Below are 21,845 nucleotides of genomic sequence, written 5' to 3'. Positions count from 1 at the left end.
TATAGAGTTATAACGCTAGCTAGATTAGGAGATTTTTGGAATGTCATATATTTCGTTAAGCGGTTTATCCGCAGCTCAGTTAGATCTGAACACAACCAGTAACAACATTGCCAACGCAAACTCATTCGGCTTTAAAGAGTCTCGTGCGGAGTTCGGCGATGTTTATTCAAATTCACTGTTTACGAACTCTAAAACAGTCACGGGTGGTGGTGCTCAAGCGAACAAAGTAGCTCAACAATTCCATGAAGGTTCAAGTATTTATACGAATAACCCAATGGACTTACGAATCAGCGGTACAGGTTTCTTTGCAGTAGCAAAAGAGCGACTTGAACCAACGACGAATGAGCTTACTCGTAACGGCGCTTTCCACCTAAATAAAGATAACTACATGGTTACCTCTAATGAAGAGTATCTTTTAGGCTATACCGTAAACCCTGATACTGATGAAGTGACGTCTTACGAGCCGAAACCATTAAACATTCCTGCAGAATTTGGTAAGCCAAAGCAAACTGAGAATATTGATGTAGGTGTTAACTTACCTGCAAATGGCGATTTGAAAGATCCGGCAGCATTTGATTTCAATGACCCTGATTCTTACAACCGTTCTACATCTTCAACGATTTACGACTCTATGGGTCAATCGTACAAGATGACGACGTATTACCTTAAAGATCAAACTCAGCCAAATACTTGGAACTCTTACTACACAGTAACGGACGACCTAGGCGAGAAACCAGTCAACATTACTGGCGGTGATGCTACTAATGCTACGGGGCATATTGGCCACACAATGAAGTTCAATAATGATGGTACTTTAGCCTCATTAAATAGTGGACTTCCTATGGTGTCTGAAGCGCTCGGAGCTGGTGCAAACCCTATTAATTTGAATGGTGCTGATGTTACTCAAACTCTTAATTTCGGTTTAGATCAAGCGACCCAATTTGCCGCTCCATTTGAAGTCACCAAGTTTGATGAAGATGGTGCAACAACGGGTTTCTTGAGCAAAATTGACTTTGATGAACGTGGTAGCATTTTAGGGACTTACTCAAATGGTGAATCTGTCACATTAGGCCGTGTTGGTTTAGTGCGAGTGCCAAATGAGCAAGGTCTTGATAAAAAAGGTGGAACCCAGTGGGATTCAACTCAACTTTCAGGTGCTAAAATCTGGGGTGAATCAAACAAAGGTTCGTACGGTAGCGTGAGTAGCGGCACATTGGAGCAATCCAATATCGATATGACTCAAGAGCTTGTTGACCTGATTTCAGCTCAGCGTAACTTCCAAGCAAACTCTCGTTCGCTTGAAGTGCATAACCAACTGCAGCAAAATATCCTACAAATCCGTTAATTCTAGTGTTAACAATCATTGGTACAATATCAAACTGGGTGGCAAACTCAGTTTGATATTCTTTGCCTCTTTACGGCAATACTCTCTTCAATATTTTCCTTTCAAACAACGCGCTCCTTTAATTAACTGAATTAAAAGGTGTTTTTATATTGGCATATAAATTGCTTTTCAATAGTCAGACGATGATTTTTTGGAGCAAATTATGGATCGCGCACTGTTTCTTGCCATGAGTGGCGCTAAGCAAAACATGCAAGCATTGCAGCTTAGAGCAAACAACTTAGCTAACGTAAGTACCCCGGGTTTTCGAGCGGATTTAGCTCAAGCTCGTTCAATGCAAGCGTATGGTGAAGGTTTGCCGACTCGTGTATTTAGCATGACAGAACGCCCTGGACATAACTTCTCCCAAGGAAGCGTGATCACGACTGGCCGAGACCTTGATGTAACTATTGAAGGTGAAGGCTGGATTTCCGTTATAGATAAAACGGGAAAAGAGGGTTTAACCCGCAACGGTAACTTAAAAATTGATCAAAACGGTCTGTTACTCAATGGTAATGGTCACCTTGTTTTAGGTGATACAGGTGCTCCGATATCCCTTCCGATTCCATTGAGTAAAATTGAAATTGGACGTGATGGCACTATTTCTGTTCTTCCTCAAGGTGCTCCAGCGACTGAGATGGAACAAATCGATCGCATTAAATTGACTCGTTCAAACCCACAAACATTGTTTAAAGATTCAAATGGTTTATTCCGTTTGAAAGATCCAAATCTGGCGTACGAAGCTGATGCTGGTGTTCACATTCTAACTGGTGCTATTGAAGGTAGTAATGTAAACGCAGTAGGCGAAATGACCAGTCTAATTGACCTTCAACGTCAATTTGAAATGCAAGTCAAAATGATGAGCACAGCAGAAGAGATGGACAAGTCGTCCGATTCACTGCTTCGTATGAGCTAATAGATTTAAGGGGATTGTCATGCATCCAGCATTATGGGTAAGTAAAACAGGTTTAGATGCTCAACAAACGAATATCTCAACCATTTCAAATAACTTGGCGAATGCCTCGACCATTGGCTTTAAAAAGAGCCGCCCAGTGTTTGAAGATTTGTTCTATCAAAACATTAATCAACCTGGTGGTCAGTCATCACAAAATACCGAGCTTCCTAGCGGTTTAATGCTTGGTGCTGGTGCGAAAGTCGTGGCGACGCAAAAAGTGCACACTCACGGTAATGCCCAAACGACCACCAACAGTTTAGATATGATGATTGAAGGTGATGGCTTTTTCCAAATCAACATGCCTGATGGCAACATCGGTTATAGCCGAAATGGTCAATTCACGTTGAACTCTGAAGGGATCATTGTGACTTCAGGTTCTGGCTACTCTCTTGAACCAGAAATCACCATTCCTGAAGATGCGATCTCAATTACTGTTGGTAACGATGGTGAAGTGTCCGTGCGAGTTCGTGGCCAGCAGGATAACCAAGTGGTCGGTCAAATTACCACAGTAGATTTCGTTAACCCTGGTGGTTTAGAACCTTTAGGACAAAACCTTTATTTACCGACTGGTGCGAGTGGTGATCCACAAGAAGGCGTTCCGGGGTTAGACGGTTTAGGTTCAGTTCGTCAATCAATGCTTGAAACATCAAACGTTAATGTAACGGAAGAGTTGGTTAATATGATTGAAGCTCAACGAGTTTATGAAATGAACTCTAAAGTTATATCGTCCGTCGATAAAATGATGAGCTTCGTGAACCAGCAGTTGTAATGACTCGTATCCGATAAAGACATTAAAGATTAACTAACCAGAGAATATCGCTATGAAACGTCTACTATGCTTAGCTTTTATTGCCTCTTTAAGTGGCTGTACTATGTTGGAACCTGTAGAAACAACAGAAGTACAGCAAGGAACAACAGTAGTCGATGCAGTAGAAGGCGATAAGTCAGAAGACGAGAGCTCTGGGATTGTTGATACACTGCGTGGAAGAACCGACCCTGTCGCTGGTGATCCGGCTTGGGCTCCAATTCACCCGAAACAAAAAGCAGAGCACTACGCGGCGGCAACAGGCTCGCTGTTCAATGCCGACCAAGTGAGTAATTTATATGATGATTCGAAGCCTCATGGTTTAGGAGATATCATTACCGTTACTCTAGATGAAAGCACCAAAGCGGCAAAAAGTTCCGATGCTGATTTATCAAAAGCGAATGACTCATCAATGGATCCGATCTTTGTTGGGGGGAATGAATTAAAAATCCAAGATTATAACTTCTCTTACGAACTCTCGAATGATAACTCCTACAAAGGCAGTGCAGCCGCAAACCAAAGCAATAGCTTGAGTGGCTCAATTACAGTGGAAGTTATTGAAGTATTGGCCAATGGTAACTTGGTGATCCGCGGTGAAAAATGGCTCACACTGAATACAGGTGACGAGTACATTCGCTTGAGCGGCACGATCCGACCGGATGATGTCGCCTTCGATAACACCATCGCATCTAACCGAATTTCTAATGCTCGAATTCAATATTCAGGCACCGGAACTCAACAAGATATGCAAGAGCCGGGATTCTTGGCACGATTCTTCAATGTAGCTTTGTAATCACAAAATTACAGTCGAAGTATTGGCGTAGTTTTGTCAGCTAGATATTAAGGTATTTGAAGATGAAGAAACTCACCCTATTACTACTCGGCATGATATTTTGTGTCACAAGTGCTCAAGCGGCACGAATCAAAGACGTTTCAAAAATTGCTGGTGTCCGTAGTAACCAGTTGGTGGGTTACGGTTTAGTTTCAGGTTTACCGGGCACGGGTGAGTCAACTCCCTTTACCGATCAAAGCTTTAACGCCATGTTGCAAAATTTTGGGATTCAACTACCGCCAGGTACTAAACCTAAAACAAAAAACATTGCAGCGGTAATGGTGACGGCTGAAATGCCAGCCTTTTCGAAACAGGGTCAACAAGTCGATATCACCGTCTCTTCCATTGGATCGGCAAAAAGCCTGCGTGGCGGTACATTACTGCAAACATTCCTAAAAGGTCTTGATGGGCAGGTTTATGCCGTTGCACAAGGCAATCTAGTGGTCAGTGGTTTTAGTGCTACTGGCGCTGATGGTTCAAAAATTGTCGGAAACAACCCAACAGTCGGCCTTATCTCTGGCGGTGCTACCGTTGAACGAGAAATTCCATCGCCTTTTGGTCGTGGCGATTACATTACCTTTAATCTTCTTGAGTCCGATTTCACAACGGCACAACGCATGGCTGACGCAGTCAATAACTTCTTAGGTCCGCAAATGGCATCGGCTGTGGATTCAACTTCGGTTCGAGTTCGTGCTCCTCGTGAGATTAGCCAGCGCGTTGCCTTCCTTTCTGCTGTTGAAAATATCGAATTCAACCCTGCAGATGGCGCAGCAAAAATCATTGTAAACTCTCGAACGGGTACAATTGTGGTCGGTAAGCATGTCCGCCTTAAAGCCGCAGCGGTAACACATGGTGGAATGACCGTTGCGATTAAAGAAAACTTGAACGTGAGCCAGCCAAATGGATTTTCTGGTGGACAAACGGTTGTCGTGCCTGATTCCGATATCGAAGTCACAGAAGAGCAAGGGAAAATGTTTAAATTTGAACCTGGCTTAACTCTTGATGATCTTGTTCGAGCGGTAAACGAAGTGGGTGCAGCTCCTTCCGATTTAATGGCTATCCTTCAGGCGCTGAAACAAGCTGGCGCGATTGAAGGTCAGTTAATCATTATCTAACCAACAGAGGTTTTCCTATGATCAAGAATCCTACCGATGTTGGCTTTGTGCATGATATTTCAAGCCTAGACCGTTTACGTCAACAAGCTGTAAATGGAGAAGAGGGCGATGAGAAAGCCGCATTAACTGCTGCAGCAAAACAGTTTGAATCTATTTTCACATCGATGTTGTTTAAATCAATGCGTGATGCTAACTCAAGTTTTAAGTCTGACATGATGAACAGTCAGAATGAAGATTTCTATCGTCAGATGTTAGATGATCAAATGTCGACAGAATTGAGCTCCTCTGGATCGCTTGGTCTTGCTGATATGATTGTGGCGCAGCTCAGCCAAGGTCAGAGTTCTGAAGCGGATAAAACCGAAGTTCGTATGCGTAATGAAGCGTTTGATACTTCCTTACGTTTGCCAGTTAATGAAGAAAAAGCACGCTTGATCGCGGATAGAGTCCTTAAAAAGCAACAAGTCAGTCCTGCAGAACCGACGTCATTTGAATCTCCACAATCCTTTGTGCAATCTATGCGTCCATACGCTGAAAAAGCGGCAAAAACTCTTGGTGTCGAGCCTTCATTATTACTTGCACAGGCGGCTCTTGAAACGGGCTGGGGGCAAAAAGTCGTTCAAAATTCGGTGGATAACAGTAACAACCTATTCAACATTAAAGCCGATAGAAGCTGGAAAGGTGACAAAATTGCCACTCAAACACTGGAGTTTCATGATAATACGCCAGTTAAAGAGAGTGCTTCATTCCGTTCTTACTCTTCATATCAAGAGAGCTTTAATGATTACGTGCGCTTCTTGAATGATAACCCGAGATACAAAACGGCACTTCAAGTCGGAAATGGTGATGAACTTTCCAGCTTAAACGGTCAAGGTGAAAATGGTGATAACTCTGAAGTATTCATCAGAGGCATTCATCAGGCTGGGTATGCAACAGACCCTCAATATGCAGATAAAGTGTTGCGTGTTAAAGCGAAAATCGACCAAATGAATTAAGATAAATCAATCAGAATAAAGGCTTATGATGACATAAGCCTTTTTTATTATTCCCTTCAAAACGCCCTCCTAAATATCTGGTACATATCTTGCTTTATATCCCTTAAGCATCGGCAATTGCTGATTTTTGTTTGAGTTTTTTGGGGGCTTTATGGCATCGGATCTTCTGAATGTAGGTACTCAGAGCGTACTTACCGCTCAGAGACAGTTGAATACCACTGGTCATAACATTTCTAACGTAAATACAGAGGGTTACAGTCGTCAGTCTGTAGTTCAAGCTGTAAATGCACCGCGCCAGTACGGTGGGGAAACCTATGGAATGGGTGTGCATGTGGAAAATGTTCGCCGCTCTTGGGATCAATTTGCCGTTAAAGAACTCAATATCGCAACAACCAATGCCGCGAAAGCTGAAGATGTAGAGTCTAATTTAGATATGCTCTCTAGCATGCTCTCTTCTGTCGCGTCTAAAAAAATTCCAGAAACATTAAATGACTGGTTTGATTCGATCAAAACGCTTGCAGATAGCCCTAATAATGTTGGTGCAAGGAAAGTAGTACTTGAGAAAGCCGATTTAATCAGCCAAAACTTGAATAATTTCCATGAAACCGTTCGCCAGCAATCTGAAGCCGTAAATAAAAAACTAGACATGGGTATCGAAAGAATTAATCAACTCGCGGTTGAAATTCGAGATGTCCAACGTTTGATGATGCGCACTCCAGGACCGCATAACGATCTACGAGATCAGCATGAAACGCTCATTAAAGAGTTATCCGAATACACCAAAGTGAGCGTGACACCACGAGCTAATGCCGAAGGCTATAACGTTCATATTGGCGGCGGACATACATTAGTATCAGGCTCGGAATCCAGTCAATTAAAGATGGTTGGTGGCTACCCAGATGTGCACCAACGACGTTTAGCTGTGGTAGAAGGCAAAGCGGTCAAAGTAATTGATAGCCGATCGATTGATGGAAAACTTGGTTCGATGCTGGATATGCGTGATAACCAAATTCCAAATATCATGGATGAACTTGGTCGACTGGCCACTGCTTTATCTTATGAAGTGAATGGATTGCAAGCACAAGGCTTAGATATGAACGGGAATGTAGGTGGTTTGATCTACACCGACATTAACTCGGAAATCGTCGCGAGTTCGCGTGTTGTGACTAAAGGTGATTCAGAAGCCGATATTGCGGTGTTTATTGCCAATACCAGTGAACTAAAAGGCGGAGAATACGGATTACGCTACGATGGCAGTAATTATGTAGTGACAAAACCAACCGGTGAAAGTGTCACTGTTCAGGTTGATGACTCTGGCTCATTTTATTTAGATGGGATGAGAGTTGAGGTTCGTAATGCACCTGAAGAAGGTGAACGAATTTTACTGCGCCCAACGCGATCTGGTGCGGCTCAAATGCAGCTGGAAACGAACGATCCAAACGCAATTGCAGCACAAAGCTATGAAGCGTCGACCACCTTTGCACAAGGGACGGCTACGTTCAATATTTTAGCCGCTGGTGATCTTCGAGAGTTTGAAGTTATCGTTTCACCGAAGGGCGATCAATTTGCGGTGATTGATACGAAAGGTAAAGTTCTTTTAGATCCGCAACCTTATCCACCAAATACACCTATTACTGTTATGGGTACTACATTTGAATTATCAGGCGGCGCGATTGCCGATGATAAATTTACGGCAAACCTTGTCCCTTCTGAAGGGGATAACGGCAACTTACGTAAAATGCAGAACATTCAAACGGACAAAAAGTTAAATGGCAATGAAGCGACGGTTTTAGATGTTTACCACAACTTGAACACCGATGTGGGGCTGAAAATGTCCACCGCTACACGGCTAAATGAGATCGCGACGTTAGAAAAAGAGTCCGCGTCGGAACGCCTTGCTTCAATATCTGGGGTTAACCTCGATGAAGAAGCTGCCAATATGATGAAGTTTCAACAAGCTTATATGGCGTCGTCAAGAATCATGCAAGCGGCAAATGATACTTTCAATACCATTTTGGCCTTGAGATAGGGGGATCGTGAATGTTGAATCGAATTTCTAGCTTTCATAATTACCAATCCGTTCAAAATGATTTTCGTCGTCAAGAGAATAAGGTTTTCCATAACCAAGCTCAGCTAGCGTCAGGAAAAAAATTACTTTCGCCAAGTGATGATCCACTTGCGACGCACTATTTACAAAATATTAACCAGCAGTCAGAGCAACTCAAGCAGTACTTGGATGCCATTGTTTTGGTTCGTAACCGTTTAGAACATCATGAAGTGGTGATTGCGAATACCGAAGAGTTTACAGATGAAGCGAAACGAACCGTTATGGAGATGATTAACGGTGCGTTATCCCCTGAAGATCGGCAAGCAAAGGCACGCGAAATCGAAGAATTAGCTTCAAATTTTTTGAACCTAGCCAATACACAAGATGAGTCTGGTAACTATACACTGGCGGGGACAAAGCCTAAGAATCAACCGTTTTTCCGAGATAATGATGGAACGGTAACGTACTCCGGTGACGATTATCAAAGAAAAATGCGTATCTCTAACAGTCTAGAAATGGCCATGAATGATCCAGGTAGCAAGTTATTCATGGAAATTGAAAATCCATTTGGTGATTTTGAACCACAATACGAGCTACAAAATGGTTCGCACTTACTGTTAGATAAAGCAGTCAACAGCAACTTTGGTGATACCTCGGTCTATAAGGTCACATTTGTCGATATGAACACCGGAAAATTTGGCTATCAGCTTGAGAAAGACGGCAGTGTCGTAAAAGCAGACGAATTTGACCCGGGTAAAGGCATTGATTACGAAGGCGTCAATATACGTGTTCGAGGCCAGATAACCAAAGGTGATGCCATTTCACTGGAGCCAAGATCAACGTTCAGTGTTTTTGATAGCTTTAAAGATGCGATGGAGTTGTCCAAATCTTCAGTTTCCGATACTTCGGCTACCGCAAAGCTGCACCAAGTGACAGAAGAGTTCCATGCCGCATTTATTCATTTAAATAAAGCAAGAACGGATGCTGGTGCTCGTTTGAATACACTTGATATTCAAGAGCAGCAGCATGAAGACTTTAATTTAACGTTAGCAAAATCCAAAAGTAAGTTTGAAGATCTTGATTACTCTAAAGCAGTCATTGAATTTAACGAAAATTCAAGAGCTTTGCAGGCATCTCAGCAAGCTTTCGGAAAAACAAAAGATCTTACGTTGTTTAATTACATTTAAGTTATCGATAACCAGAGATGATGTGTCTTGCCGATCTGTGGCTAGAAGTGAGTTGATCTTATTTTTGATGGTGCCTTATGAGCTATGCCTTAAGTGCAAAAAAATGAGATTGAACATTGAAGGAATGAGTTTGCCGCAAGATGATTGACGGTAAATGAGCTGTCTATAAAGGCGGCAATAGAACGAGAAAGGTGAATGGAGTTCAAGCGAAAGAAAAGAACATTCACTTAGCTGGTTTCTTTTGTAAGTGGTTGTTTTTAAGGGTTTGTTTTATTTTTAAATAAATAAATAAAAACTTGGCACACAAATCGCATATATTAAATCAGTACGAATTACACAATTTTAAACCTATTGATGTATCAATAGATTTAGCGAGAATTTTTACGGTCAGTGCTTTTCCAAATGAGAGTAAAGCTGGCCGCTTCGCATCAAGCTTGCGAACTCAAAAGGAGAGCAACTAATGGCTGTAACAGTAAGCACAAACGTACCGGCGATGACGGCACAACGTTACCTCAATAAGGCGAATGATGAGCTAAGCGTTTCAATGGAACGCCTATCTTCAGGCCATAAGATTAACAGCGCAAAAGATGATGCGGCTGGTCTACAGATTTCGAATCGTCTAACGGCACAATCTCGTGGTTTAGATGTAGCAATGCGTAACGCGAACGATGGTATATCTATCGCTCAAACGGCTGAAGGGGCGATGAACGAATCGACCAATGTACTTCAACGTATGCGTGACCTAGCCCTACAATCTGCGAATGGTACTAACTCAGACGCTGAACGTCAGGCGATTAACGAAGAATCTCAAGATCTTCAAGATGAGTTGAACCGTATAGCAGAGACAACCTCTTTTGGTGGTAGACGTCTGCTGAATGGTTCGTTCGGTGACGCTTCTTTCCAAATCGGTTCGAATGCGGGTGAAGCAATGATCATGGCGCTGACCAGTATCCGTGCAGATGATAGCCGAATGGGTGGTAGCACTTTCTTTGCTGAAAACGGTAAAGACAAAGATTGGGGTGTGGCTCCCGATAAAAAAGATATAAAATTTGAGTTTATTACCAAAGAAGGCGAAGAGATTTCAATTAACATTGACGCAAAAGCGGGTGATGATATTGAAGAACTTGCGACTTCGATTAACGGCCAAACGGCAATGGTCAATGCTTCAGTTAGTGATGAAGGTAAACTGCAGATATTCGTCGCAGAACCGAATTTACAAGGCGATATGTCGATTTCTGGTAGTTTAGCATCGGACTTAGGCTTAAGTTCTGAAGGTGTACATACAACCGTGCAAGATATCGATATGCGTACAGTGGCTGGCTCGCAAAATGCTGTGAGTATTGTGGATGCAGCACTTAAGTATGTTGACTCACAACGTTCAGACCTCGGTGCGAAACAGAACCGTTTAAGCCATAGTATTAGTAACTTAGCGAACGTTCAAGAGAACGTAGATGCTTCTAACAGCCGTATTAAAGATACCGATTTTGCGAAAGAAACAACGCAAATGACGAAAGCACAAATTCTGCAACAGGCAGGGACGTCAATCCTTGCTCAAGCAAAACAGTTGCCAAACTCTGCAATGTCACTATTGCAGTAGCTATAAGGAATCCTTATCAGCAATGTTCAGACGTGAGCGCGCTAATAGGGATAACTTGGCAAAGTATGCTTACTATTGGATGAAGAACTCTCTCACTTTGTTCTCCATTTTTACAGTAAACATACACTCGGTCAGCCAGTAATGTGTTCATTTCTCTTGATCTCCACATAGGCTCTGGTTACCAACCGGCCCCGGTTCTCTCAAAGGAAAAGGGGCTTTTCTCTATCTGCTACTTAATAAAAACCTGCTACTTAATAAAGTCTGTTACTTAATAAAAATTTGCTACTTGATAAAACCTGTAATTGAGTAAATATTTTATTCAGCAACGCTGCCTGCAAATGAGTGAAACCACCCCCAAAAACTCATAATCTGACGACTACTATCTTTGTCATCCTCTCCGAAATATCAAAAAATCACCGTCCTTCACGGCTATGTCTTTCCTTTGCTACCGATTTTCTTTAGATTTTAATTTTATTAAGTTATTGATTTTAAATATAAATAAAATTTATTGATGATTTTTATTAATTTTCTTCTAAAGCATTTTGAATTAGCGCCGTTATTAAAAGTAACTTTGAGAGAACTACTTGGTTTTTCGAGACGTCGAAAACCGCTACAACGAAAAATCAATTGGAGAAATCACCATGGCAGTGAATGTAAATACTAACGTATCAGCGATGACAGCACAGCGTCACCTTAATAACTCGACAAGTGCTCAGCAAACCTCAATGGAACGCCTATCATCAGGCTTCAAAATTAACAGTGCGAAAGACGACGCAGCGGGTCTACAAATTTCGAACCGTTTAAACGTACAAAGCCGTGGTCTTGATGTTGCAGTACGCAACGCAAATGACGGTATTTCAATTGCACAAACAGCAGAAGGTGCAATGAATGAAACAACCAACATCCTTCAACGTATGCGTGACTTGTCACTACAATCTTCAAACGGCTCAAACTCAAAAGCTGAGCGTGTCGCGATTCAAGAAGAAGTAACGGCGCTGAATGATGAACTAAACCGTATTGCAGAAACCACATCATTTGGTGGCAACAAGCTACTTAATGGTACTCACGGCACGAAATCATTCCAAATTGGCGCTGATAACGGTGAAGCGGTCATGCTTTCTCTACGCGATATGCGTTCAGATAACTCAAAAATGGGTGGTACAGGTTACCAAGCTGGCGAAACAAAAGATAAAGATTGGGCAGTTAAATCAGACGCTAACGACCTTACGATTAAGCTGACTGATACAGCAGGCCAAGAACAAGAAATCAACATCAGCGCGAAAGCGGGTGACGATATCGAAGAACTTGCTACTTACATTAATGGTCAAACAGATTTAGTAAAAGCATCAGTTACAGAAGATGGCGCACTTCAAATGTTTGCGGGTAGCAACAAAGTATCGGGCGAAGTTGAATTCTCTGGCGGCCTTGCTGGTGAGCTAGACATGCAAGCGGGTCGTAAAGAAACGGTTGATACTATTGATGTAAGAACGGTTGGCGGTTCACAAGAATCTGTTGCTGTTATTGATGCAGCACTTAAATATGTCGATAGCCACCGTGCAGAACTGGGTGCTTTCCAAAACCGTTTCGAACATGCAATCAACAACTTAGATAACATTAACGAAAATGTTAATGCTTCTAAGAGCCGTATCAAAGATACCGATTTCGCGAAAGAAACGACGCAAATGACGAAGACACAAATTCTTGGTCAGGCATCAAGCTCAATTCTTGCTCAAGCGAAACAAGCGCCTAACTCAGCGTTAAGCCTACTAGGCTAATGATTTTAAGCACCTTTAATCAGGTGAATTAAAATAGAGATAGTTAAAAAGTTTAAAACCCAGCGTTGGCTGGGTTTTTTATTGGAAATAATAAAATAGGGTGCTGATAGCGCCCCAAGTTAGGCCTGAAGACGCTTCTTTCACTTTTTGATGTCCTGCATAGGGTGATTTTTGTGTTGTTTATTTATACGTGTAGCGCGTTTTATGAACGATTTGATCATTGGCTTTTGGTTTGAAACGAGATGATATTTTTAAGAGGAAATCGCCCAATAGTTTAGAAGTTGATCACATTTTTCTTTTTAGTTGAAAAAAAACACAAAAAAACTAATTTTTTTCCTAAAGCTTCTAATATAGGGGCCGTTAAAGGGATTGAGAGAAATGAGATGTGCCGAGGTGTGGTGAGAGACACCAAGGCCATCAAACAATGCCTTAAGGAGATCAACTATGGCTATAAATGTAAATACAAACGTATCTGCAATGACCGCACAGCGTTACCTAAACGGTGCAGCTGAAGGTACTCAAAAATCAATGGAGCGTTTGTCTTCAGGTTATAAAATCAACAGCGCAAAAGACGACGCTGCTGGTCTACAAATTTCTAACCGTTTAAACGCGCAAAGCCGTGGTTTAGATATGGCGGTTCGTAATGCTAATGACGGTATTTCAATTGCACAAACAGCAGAAGGTGCAATGGATGAAACAACCAACATCCTACAACGTATGCGTGATCTATCGCTACAATCATCAAATGGTTCAAACTCTAAATCAGAGCGTGTTGCTATCCAAGAGGAAGTAACAGCACTTAATGACGAGCTAAACCGTATCGCGGAAACGACTTCATTTGGTGGTAACAAACTTCTAAATGGTACTTTTGGTACTCAATCATTCCAAATCGGCGCTGATTCTGGTGAAGCTGTTATGCTTTCTATGAATAGCTTGCGTTCAGATACCATGGCAATGGGCGGCAAAAGCTACGCAGCTGAAGAAGGTAAGGACGCAAGTTGGAGAGTATCGGAAGATACTGATCTAACAATGACCTATACTAATAAGCAAGGTGAAGAGAAAGAAGTCGAAATCAACGCTAAACAAGGCGATGATTTAGAGCAGCTTGCGACTTACATCAATGGTCAAAACGATGAAGTAAAAGCATCGGTTGGCGAAAATGGTAAACTACAGCTTTTTGCTTCAACTCAAAAAGTGGAAGGTGAAGTTGAATTTTCAGGTGGCTTAGCTAGCGAAATTGGTATCGGCAGCAGCCAAGATGTGACCGTTAAAGATATTGATGTAACATCTGTTGCGGGTTCACAAGAAGCGGTGTCTATTATTGATGGCGCCCTAAAAAGTGTTGATAGCCAACGTGCGTCACTGGGTGCATTCCAAAACCGTTTTGACCATGCAATCAGCAACCTTGATAACATCAACGAAAACGTAAACGCATCTCAAAGCCGAATTAAAGATACGGATTACGCAAAAGAAACAACCGCTATGACTAAGTCTCAAATCCTACAACAGGCGAGTACTTCAATCTTAGCTCAAGCGAAGCAGACACCATCTGCAGCTCTTAGCTTATTGGGCTAATACACCTAAGTTAAACATATAGCTTAAAGGTGGTAGCAGATAAGGGTATGACTGTTACTAGCCCATGAGGCGGAAGGGAGATTGTTATGGACATTTCATCCTACACATCGAACATCCAGCCTTACGGTTCGCCAAGTGGCATACAAATTGCTTCTGAAAACAATAGTGGCGCACCTAATGTTTCTCGTTCTAAAGAGGTCAAACAACCAGAGAAGGTTGTGGAAGAACACGATGTTACCGTTGGAGCTGCAATCGAACTTGCAAAAGAACGACAAGAGCTAAACAAAGAACAGCGTGTGAAGATGGTTGAAAAAATGAATGAATTTATTTCTTCCATCAACAAAGGGGTCTCTTTTAAAGTGGACGAAGAGTCTGGTCGAGATGTTGTGACAATTTATGAAGCAACAACGGGTGATATCATTCGTCAGATACCAGATGAAGAAATGTTAGAGATACTGCGGCGCTTAGCAGCCCACACCTCTAGTAGCGGATTACTAGTGGAGAAGGTATAAGTCGTTTTTGAGGTGATTTAATGAGTTTAGGCCCTATGGGGATGTCTTCTGGCATGGATATAAATGCCATGGTCAGCAAAATTGTCGATGCGGAGCGTGTGCCAAAGCAGCAACGTATCGATAATGAGCGAATGAAGAATGACTCAAGCATTAGTGCTTATGGGCGACTCAGAGAATCGCTAGATACGATGAAAAATCTGATGACAAATTTTCGTCAGGAAAAGGCTTTTGCAGTTCGAAAAGTCGATACCACCAATGATGAAGTTGTCTCAGCAACTGCAACAACAGATGCGATAGCTGGTAAATATGCCATCGATGTGTTGCAGCTTGCTCAGAGTCACAAAGTGGCTTCCGATGTCATTCCGGAAGATACTAAATTTGGCCCTGGCAAGCTGCAGGTTTCGCTTGGTGATAAAAACTTCGACGTTGATATCAGTGCTAATTCAAAATTGATTGATGTTGTTAGAGGTATTAACGGCGCCGGTAAAAATCCTGGCGTTCGTGCTTCTTTAATCAACGACGTTGAAGGCCCACGTCTTATACTGGCTTCTAATTTGTCAGGTAAAGACCATGCGATAAAAATTAACGTAGATGCCGAGCCCGGTGATGCGTTAAAAACATTTGAATATAAAACTCTTGAAGAGCGTGTTTCCGATTTAGAGAAAGCAAGAAACGCGGCTCAAGAGCTGATAGTGGCTGACGATCCTAATGCGATTAATGGCCTAGGGGCTAACTCAGAAGGTTCAGATAAAGCCAACGGCAACGACCCACTTTCTTCACAAGATCAAATCCCACAAGATCAAACAACGGGTCCAAACGCCACTACCGATCCCAATAGTCCACAAGCTCAAACGATTGACCCTGTGACAGGCTTACCTGTGGACGCGGTAACGGATGCTCTGCAAGCTGCCGCTAAAACCGCTTCTTTATTACCACAAGATAATATTCCAGGTTGGACAGAGACTGCTTCAGGAACGCTGCTTGATTCATATTACACGCCTGAAGCTGAACTGGATTCGAAAGCGATCGAAAAAGCGCCCGATGTACCAGGCTGGACAAATACGGCTTCAGGTACGCTTACTGACTCTTTTGTGACGCCGAAAGAAGCGCAAATCCAGCTTGATAAAAAGCTCGCAGATGAAAAAGCAGCGATTGAAAATGCCGTTTTAACTGGAGAGTTAACACCAGAACAAGCAAAACAAATTGAACGAGCGAAGTTATCCCCGGAAGAAAGGGCGCATCTTGAAAAAGTGGAAAAAGCTCAAGTCGATCTAGAAAAAGCTCAGCGCTCATTTGATAGTTATAATGGGATGACGGAAGTTCAAGCGGGTCAAGATTCCGTTGTTGTCTTAGATGGTATTGCTCAGTTGTCGAGTAATAACAACATTATTGAAGATGCAATTGAAGGTGTCGATTTAACTCTCAAAGGAAAAACAGAGAAGAATAAAGCTCCGGCAGAAATTGGTATCGAATACGATAGACGAAGCGTGCGAGATGATATTGAGCAGTTCGTTGCCGCTTATAACCAGTTTTATCAGATGTCTAAGCAGCTCTCTTCGGTTGACCCAACGACAGGGCAGAAAGGCCCATTAGCGGGAGACAGCATTGTTAGAGGTGCCGATTCTCGCTTAAAGAGTGTCTTCTCCAGCAGCATTTCTAAAGCACCAAAAGATATTCAAAGTTTAACCGAGTTTGGTGTCACCACCACGCGTCAAGGTACACTTGAAATCAACTACGATATGCTTGATCGCCAATTAAATAATAACTTCAATAAGTTGGAAGATTTTTTTGGTGGCAATAATGGTTTTGCAAAAAAAGTCGAAGATGCGATTCAAAGCATGACTGGCGTAACCGGTGCGATTCGTACTCGCGAAAAAAGTATGGTTGAACAGAATTACCGTTTAAGTGATGATCAAGTCACTTTAGATCGACGGATGGAAGGCTTAGAAAAGAGAACTCACTCGAAATTTACCGCCATGCAAGAAGCGACAGGAAATATGCAGTCACAGCTTTCTGGCATGATGAATGCATTAGGCTAATATGATGCAAGCAGAATTGACACTCCTTTGTGAGTTAGATCACCAATTACTGAAAGCATTAGAAGAAAAAGAAATTAATGCTGAAGAAATCGTATCCTTGGTCGATAAAAGAGAACAGTTGCTGCAGAGTACTCTGCATTTTCTAGGTGAAAACCCAGAATTTAAACAAAGTAAGCAATGGCATGAGGCTATTGCTCGAACTAAACAATTAGTTGAATTGATGCAATCAGAAACCAATCGAGTCGGGCAAATACTTCAAAAGTATCGACACGGAAGCAAATCACTTCAGCAATATAAAAAGTTTTTATAAAAGAGGAATACTATGCGTGGTTCTTTACAAGCTTACAAAAAGGTATCAGTGGATAGCCAGCTAAGCGCTGCGTCCCCGCATAAAGTGATCCAAATGTTGATGGGTGGTGCTATCGAACGCCTTATTCAAGGTAAAGCAGCGATGCAAGCAGGTAACATTCCTGTGAAAGGCGAACGTTTAGGTAAAGCTCTAGATATCATCATTAGCTTGCGTAGTTGTCTCTCTATCTCTGATGGTGGAGAGATAGCAAAAAACCTAGATCAGCTTTATGAATTTATGATCACACAAATTTCAACGGCAAATCACAAAAATGATCCTCAACCCATTGATGATGTAATTGACATTATTCGCGAAATTAAATCGGCATGGGATCAAATTCCGAACGAATATCACAATTTAACGGCTGCTGAAGTAGGAATATAAATAACTAAAGTTTAAACCAAGCTCACATCGCCTAATTGCTTGGTTGCCTTATTTTTTTAATCAAATAAAATAGAAGCCATTAGACAGCCTAATGGCTTTTTTGTTGCTGATTTCCGTAATGTGTCTATCGTTATCTTATAGAACTGTTAAAAATAGCGCTATTTCAGGTGACGTATCTCAAAGTTTGACCGCAACGTTTCAAAAATTAAGGCAATAATTCTTACTTATGCAAGGCTTAGCAAAACTGCTTGTAATTGAAGACGACGCTCAAAGTCGTTTAAATCTAAGCAACATATTAGAATTCGTTGGAGAACTCTGCGAAGTAATCAGCACCGATCAGATCAATACTATTGATTGGTCTCGTGTCTGGTCGGGCTGCATTATCGGTTCGATCAAAGGCGGTGGCTTTTCCCCGCTGCTGATAGATAAACTTGCGCAATCTAACCATATCCCGCTGTTAATCATGGGTGAACACCTATATCCAGTCGATGATCTTCCTAATTATGTAGGAGATCTTGCTCTACCTTTAAACTACCCACAATTAAGTGATGCTTTAAGACACTGCAAAGAGTTTCTAGGTCGTAAAGGCGTACAGGTCTTAGCTTCAGCACGAAAAAACACACTCTTTAGAAGCCTAGTTGGGCAGAGCCATGGTATTCAGCATGTACGTCATTTAATTGAGCAAGTTTCGAATACTGAAGCCAATGTGCTTATTCTCGGCGAATCAGGAACAGGCAAAGAGGTAGTGGCTCGCAATGTTCATTACCATTCTGCTCGAAGAAAAGGCCCATTTGTTCCTATTAACTGTGGAGCCATTCCGCCAGATTTACTTGAAAGTGAACTGTTTGGACATGAGAAAGGCGCATTCACAGGGGCGATCACATCGCGTAAAGGCCGTTTTGAGTTAGCGGAAGGTGGCACTCTGTTTCTTGATGAGATTGGTGATATGCCAATGTCGATGCAAGTTAAACTGCTTCGAGTGCTTCAAGAGCGCAGCTTTGAACGTGTTGGTGGAAACACCACGATCAAAGTTAACGTCAGAGTGATCGCTGCGACTCATCGAAACTTAGAAACGATGATTGACGATGAATCATTTCGTGAAGACTTATATTACCGTTTGAATGTCTTCCCAATTGAAATGCCAGCGCTTCAGGACAGAAAAGAGGATATCCCACTGCTTTTGCAAGAGTTAATGACTCGCATGGAAGCAGAAGGTAGCTTGCCAATTTGCTTTACCCCACGTTCTATTAACTCTTTGATGGAGCATAGTTGGCCTGGTAACGTTCGTGAACTAGCAAATCTTGTCGAGCGAATGGTGATTCTATATCCAAATAGCCTTGTTGATGTTAATCACTTACCAACAAAGTATCGCTATAGTGACATTCCTGAATTTCAGCCTGAAAATCAGCTTTATGGCACAGTTGAAGAGCAAGAAAGAGATGCCCTTGCCGATATTTTCGCTGAAGATTTTAGCTTTGATCAACCCGATGAACTTGCTGAGCATATGAACGCGCCACAATCTCTTCCTCCAGAAGGGGTGAATTTGAAAGAGCTGTTAGCCGACTTGGAGGTCAATATGATCAACCAAGCCCTAGAGGCTCAAGGTGGCGTTGTGGCAAGAGCGGCAGATATGCTAGGAATGCGAAGAACAACTTTAGTCGAAAAAATGCGTAAGTATAATTTACAACGATAAAGAGTTCGGCTCATAGAGGATAGCGGTCAATTTTTTGACTGGTGTTAACTTATTGTTTATTAAATAATAATAGCCTGGTGTGTTTTTGCATATCAGGCTATTCTAGTTTTTAGCCGCGCCTGTTAGGAATAAAGACGACATGTCATCATCGAATAATATAGAGAATCAGTCACATTTAGATTCTGTTGAGCATCAAGTTGAACGTTATAAGCAAGTGCTTGATGTTATGCCTGCTGGGGTCATCTTGCTCGATACTCAAGGGGAAGTTCGAGAAGCAAACCCTGAAGCTCATCGTATTCTGGGTGTGACTCTAGTTGGTGAGAAATGGTTTTCCATTATTCAAAGTGCCTTTGATCCACGTGAAGATGATGGACATGAAATATCACTAAAGAATGGACGAAAAGTTCGTCTAGCCACTTCCGCTTCTGCGACAGGCCAACTGATTCTTGTGACCGATTTGACCGAAACCCGGTTACTTCAAGCGCGTGTTGGTGACCTTCAGCGATTATCCTCATTAGGGCGTATGGTGGCATCTCTTGCGCACCAAGTCAGAACCCCACTTTCAAGTGCAATGTTATACGCTTCAAATTTAGCCGCTCCCAATTTACCTACGGCAACCAAAGACCGCTTTCAATCCAAATTGATGGATCGACTTCATGATTTAGAAAAACAAGTCAATGATATGCTGCTCTTTGCGAAGGGGGGTGATAATAAAGTTGTGAGCGGATTTACAATTCAGGATTTGGTCGCTGAATACCAACCAATGGTTGAAACTGCATTGAAAAATAATCAGATCGACTATTGCCAAGAGATAGAACATGAAGAGACGCAAATGCTTGGCAATTCCAATGCAATTGCGTCGGCATTAAGTAACCTGGTGCTTAACGCCATCCAGATTGCTGGTAAAGCGTCACAGATTGATGTTTTTTTCCGACCGGTTAATGGTGAATTACGTATTTCTGTGCAAGATAGTGGACCGGGTGTTCCCAAAGAGATTCAAAGTAAAATCATGGAACCATTTTTTACGACTCGTTCACAGGGAACAGGCTTAGGGCTTGCTGTCGTACAAATGGTCTGTCGTGCTCATGAGGGACGACTAGAATTAATATCAGAAGAAGGGGATGGCGCGTGTTTTACCATGTGCTTACCGCTAGATAAAAATCACACTGGAGAATCATAATGGCTCAAAGCAAAGTGTTAATCGTAGAAGATGACGAAGGTCTACGTGAGGCTCTCGTTGATACCTTGGCACTCGCAGGGTATGAATGGCTAGAGGCCGATTGTGCAGAAGATGCTTTAGTTAAACTTAAAGCGAACCAAGTTGATATTGTGGTCTCCGATGTCCAAATGGCGGGAATGGGAGGGTTAGCACTGCTGCGCAATATTAAGCAGCATTGGCCAAATCTGCCTGTTTTACTTATGACGGCTTATGCCAATATTGAAGATGCCGTTGCCGCAATGAAAGAAGGCGCGATTGACTACATGGCAAAACCTTTTGCCCCTGAAGTATTGCTCAATATGGTGAGCCGTTATGCGCCTGTAAAATCTGATGATAATGGCGATGCGATTGTTGCCGATGAAAAAAGTTTAAAATTATTAGTACTTGCTGAAAAAGTCGCAAAAACTGATGCGAACGTGATGGTTTTGGGGCCTAGTGGTTCAGGCAAAGAGGTCATGTCACGCTATATTCATAACGCCTCAAATCGTAAAGATGGCCCATTTATAGCGATTAACTGTGCCGCGATCCCCGATAACATGCTAGAAGCAACCTTGTTTGGTTATGAAAAAGGGGCATTTACTGGCGCAATTCAGGCGTGCCCTGGAAAATTCGAACAAGCTCAAGGTGGCACCATTTTACTTGATGAAATCAGTGAAATGGACATGAACTTACAAGCTAAGCTGTTACGTGTACTTCAAGAGAGAGAAGTGGAACGTTTGGGCAGTCGCAAAAGCATTAAGTTAGATGTTCGAGTACTAGCGACCAGTAACCGAGATTTGAAGACATACGTGTCAGAAGGTAACTTTCGTGAAGACTTGTACTACCGCTTGAATGTTTTCCCAATTACGTGGCCTGCGCTTTGTGAGCGTAAAGGTGACATCGAACCATTGGCTAAACACCTTGTTGAGCGCCACTGTACCAAGTTAGGTTTGGCGGTTCCGACGGTTTCACCTGATGCGATCAATAAACTACTCCAGTACCCATGGCCAGGGAATGTCAGAGAGCTTGATAATGTTGTTCAGCGAGCATTGATTTTAAGCGAGCAATCAAACATTACCTGTGATCATATTTTATTAGAAGGCGTTGATTGGGCAGACGCTACTAGCCTGCAAAATATTGTATCTGAAGGTAATATAGCCACACCTGAAATTAAACCTATCGCAGAAGCGGATGCATCGGTTGCAAAAATACCGAGTGAAGGGTTAGGTGGTGAATTGCGAGATCAAGAGTACGCTATCATCCTTGAAACCTTAATTGAGTGTAATGGTAAGCGCAAAGAGATGGCGGATAAGTTAGGTATTAGCCCGAGAACCTTACGCTATAAACTCGCTAAGATGCGTGATGCTGGGATAGATATTCCAAATTAGTATCAGTAAACAATCACTATA

General features: G+C 42.2%; 18 protein-coding genes. All 18 read left to right on the top strand.

Features of this window, described 5'->3' with window-relative positions; genetic code table 11:
- Positions 1-40: 40 nt before the first annotated feature.
- The 18 genes from flgE (at position 41) to OCV39_RS10580 (ending at position 21,824) form a co-directional block, all read left to right on the top strand.
- A complete protein-coding gene (gene flgE / locus OCV39_RS10665) occupies positions 41-1,345 on the top strand; it encodes a flagellar hook protein FlgE (protein ID WP_113795360.1) in 1,305 nt (434 codons plus the stop codon).
- A 202-nt stretch (positions 1,346-1,547) separates the two neighbouring features.
- Positions 1,548-2,297 carry a flagellar basal-body rod protein FlgF gene (gene flgF / locus OCV39_RS10660; protein WP_113795359.1) on the top strand — a complete coding sequence of 250 codons (750 nt, stop codon included), beginning with the start codon at positions 1,548-1,550 and terminating at the stop codon, positions 2,295-2,297.
- 19 nt (positions 2,298-2,316) lie between these two features.
- Positions 2,317-3,105, top strand: a complete 789-nt coding sequence (flgG, locus tag OCV39_RS10655; RefSeq protein WP_017053301.1) for a flagellar basal-body rod protein FlgG — start codon at positions 2,317-2,319, stop codon at positions 3,103-3,105.
- Positions 3,106-3,157: 52 nt separating this feature from the next.
- A complete protein-coding gene (gene flgH / locus OCV39_RS10650) occupies positions 3,158-3,934 on the top strand; it encodes a flagellar basal body L-ring protein FlgH (protein ID WP_136994402.1) in 777 nt (258 codons plus the stop codon).
- A gap of 62 nt (positions 3,935-3,996) precedes the next feature.
- On the top strand, positions 3,997-5,088 hold the full coding sequence (locus tag OCV39_RS10645; protein ID WP_017053299.1) for a flagellar basal body P-ring protein FlgI: 1,092 nt from the start codon (positions 3,997-3,999) through the stop codon (positions 5,086-5,088).
- Between the two features lie 17 nt (positions 5,089-5,105).
- Positions 5,106-6,080 (top strand): flagellar assembly peptidoglycan hydrolase FlgJ, encoded by a 975-nt coding sequence (gene flgJ, locus OCV39_RS10640; RefSeq protein WP_261888447.1) that lies wholly within the window; start codon positions 5,106-5,108, stop codon positions 6,078-6,080.
- Between the two features lie 151 nt (positions 6,081-6,231).
- Positions 6,232-8,109, top strand: coding sequence for a flagellar hook-associated protein FlgK (flgK, locus tag OCV39_RS10635; protein WP_113795356.1), 1,878 nt, complete (start codon positions 6,232-6,234; stop codon positions 8,107-8,109).
- 11 nt (positions 8,110-8,120) lie between these two features.
- A complete protein-coding gene (flgL, locus tag OCV39_RS10630) occupies positions 8,121-9,314 on the top strand; it encodes a flagellar hook-associated protein FlgL (RefSeq protein ID WP_113795355.1) in 1,194 nt (397 codons plus the stop codon).
- A 460-nt stretch (positions 9,315-9,774) separates the two neighbouring features.
- The gene (locus OCV39_RS10625) at positions 9,775-10,911 is read left to right on the top strand and encodes a flagellin (RefSeq protein WP_171757349.1); all 1,137 of its coding nucleotides are present in this window, start codon (positions 9,775-9,777) and stop codon (positions 10,909-10,911) included.
- A 641-nt stretch (positions 10,912-11,552) separates the two neighbouring features.
- Positions 11,553-12,686, top strand: a complete 1,134-nt coding sequence (locus OCV39_RS10620) for a flagellin (protein ID WP_261888446.1) — start codon at positions 11,553-11,555, stop codon at positions 12,684-12,686.
- A 444-nt stretch (positions 12,687-13,130) separates the two neighbouring features.
- Positions 13,131-14,261 carry a flagellin gene (locus OCV39_RS10615; RefSeq protein WP_113796764.1) on the top strand — a complete coding sequence of 377 codons (1,131 nt, stop codon included), beginning with the start codon at positions 13,131-13,133 and terminating at the stop codon, positions 14,259-14,261.
- 86 nt (positions 14,262-14,347) lie between these two features.
- A complete protein-coding gene (gene flaG / locus OCV39_RS10610; RefSeq protein WP_113796766.1) occupies positions 14,348-14,773 on the top strand; it encodes a flagellar protein FlaG in 426 nt (141 codons plus the stop codon).
- Positions 14,774-14,793: 20 nt separating this feature from the next.
- Entirely contained in the window at positions 14,794-16,812 is a 2,019-nt protein-coding gene (gene fliD, locus OCV39_RS10605) for a flagellar filament capping protein FliD (RefSeq protein WP_261888445.1), read from the top strand.
- Between the two features lie 4 nt (positions 16,813-16,816).
- Complete coding sequence (locus OCV39_RS10600) at positions 16,817-17,122, top strand: flagellar protein FliT (protein ID WP_113796770.1); 306 nt, start codon at positions 16,817-16,819, stop codon at positions 17,120-17,122.
- Positions 17,123-17,134: 12 nt separating this feature from the next.
- Positions 17,135-17,545: a flagellar export chaperone FliS gene (gene fliS / locus OCV39_RS10595; protein WP_113796772.1), complete on the top strand. Its 411-nt coding sequence runs from the start codon at positions 17,135-17,137 to the stop codon at positions 17,543-17,545.
- Between the two features lie 226 nt (positions 17,546-17,771).
- The gene (locus tag OCV39_RS10590) at positions 17,772-19,238 is read left to right on the top strand and encodes a sigma-54 dependent transcriptional regulator (protein ID WP_261888444.1); all 1,467 of its coding nucleotides are present in this window, start codon (positions 17,772-17,774) and stop codon (positions 19,236-19,238) included.
- 139 nt (positions 19,239-19,377) lie between these two features.
- Positions 19,378-20,418 (top strand): sensor histidine kinase, encoded by a 1,041-nt coding sequence (locus OCV39_RS10585; RefSeq protein WP_261888443.1) that lies wholly within the window; start codon positions 19,378-19,380, stop codon positions 20,416-20,418.
- Entirely contained in the window at positions 20,418-21,824 is a 1,407-nt protein-coding gene (locus OCV39_RS10580) for a sigma-54-dependent transcriptional regulator (RefSeq protein WP_113796778.1), read from the top strand. The genes OCV39_RS10585 and OCV39_RS10580 overlap by 1 nt, the downstream gene beginning before the upstream one ends.
- Positions 21,825-21,845: the final 21 nt, after the last annotated feature.

Origin of the sequence: Vibrio cortegadensis, from assembly GCF_024347395.1 — a bacterium.
Lineage (GTDB): Bacteria > Pseudomonadota > Gammaproteobacteria > Enterobacterales > Vibrionaceae > Vibrio > Vibrio cortegadensis.
The sequence above is the reverse complement of the archived record's forward strand: the minus strand, read 5'-3'. Positions and strand labels throughout refer to the sequence as shown.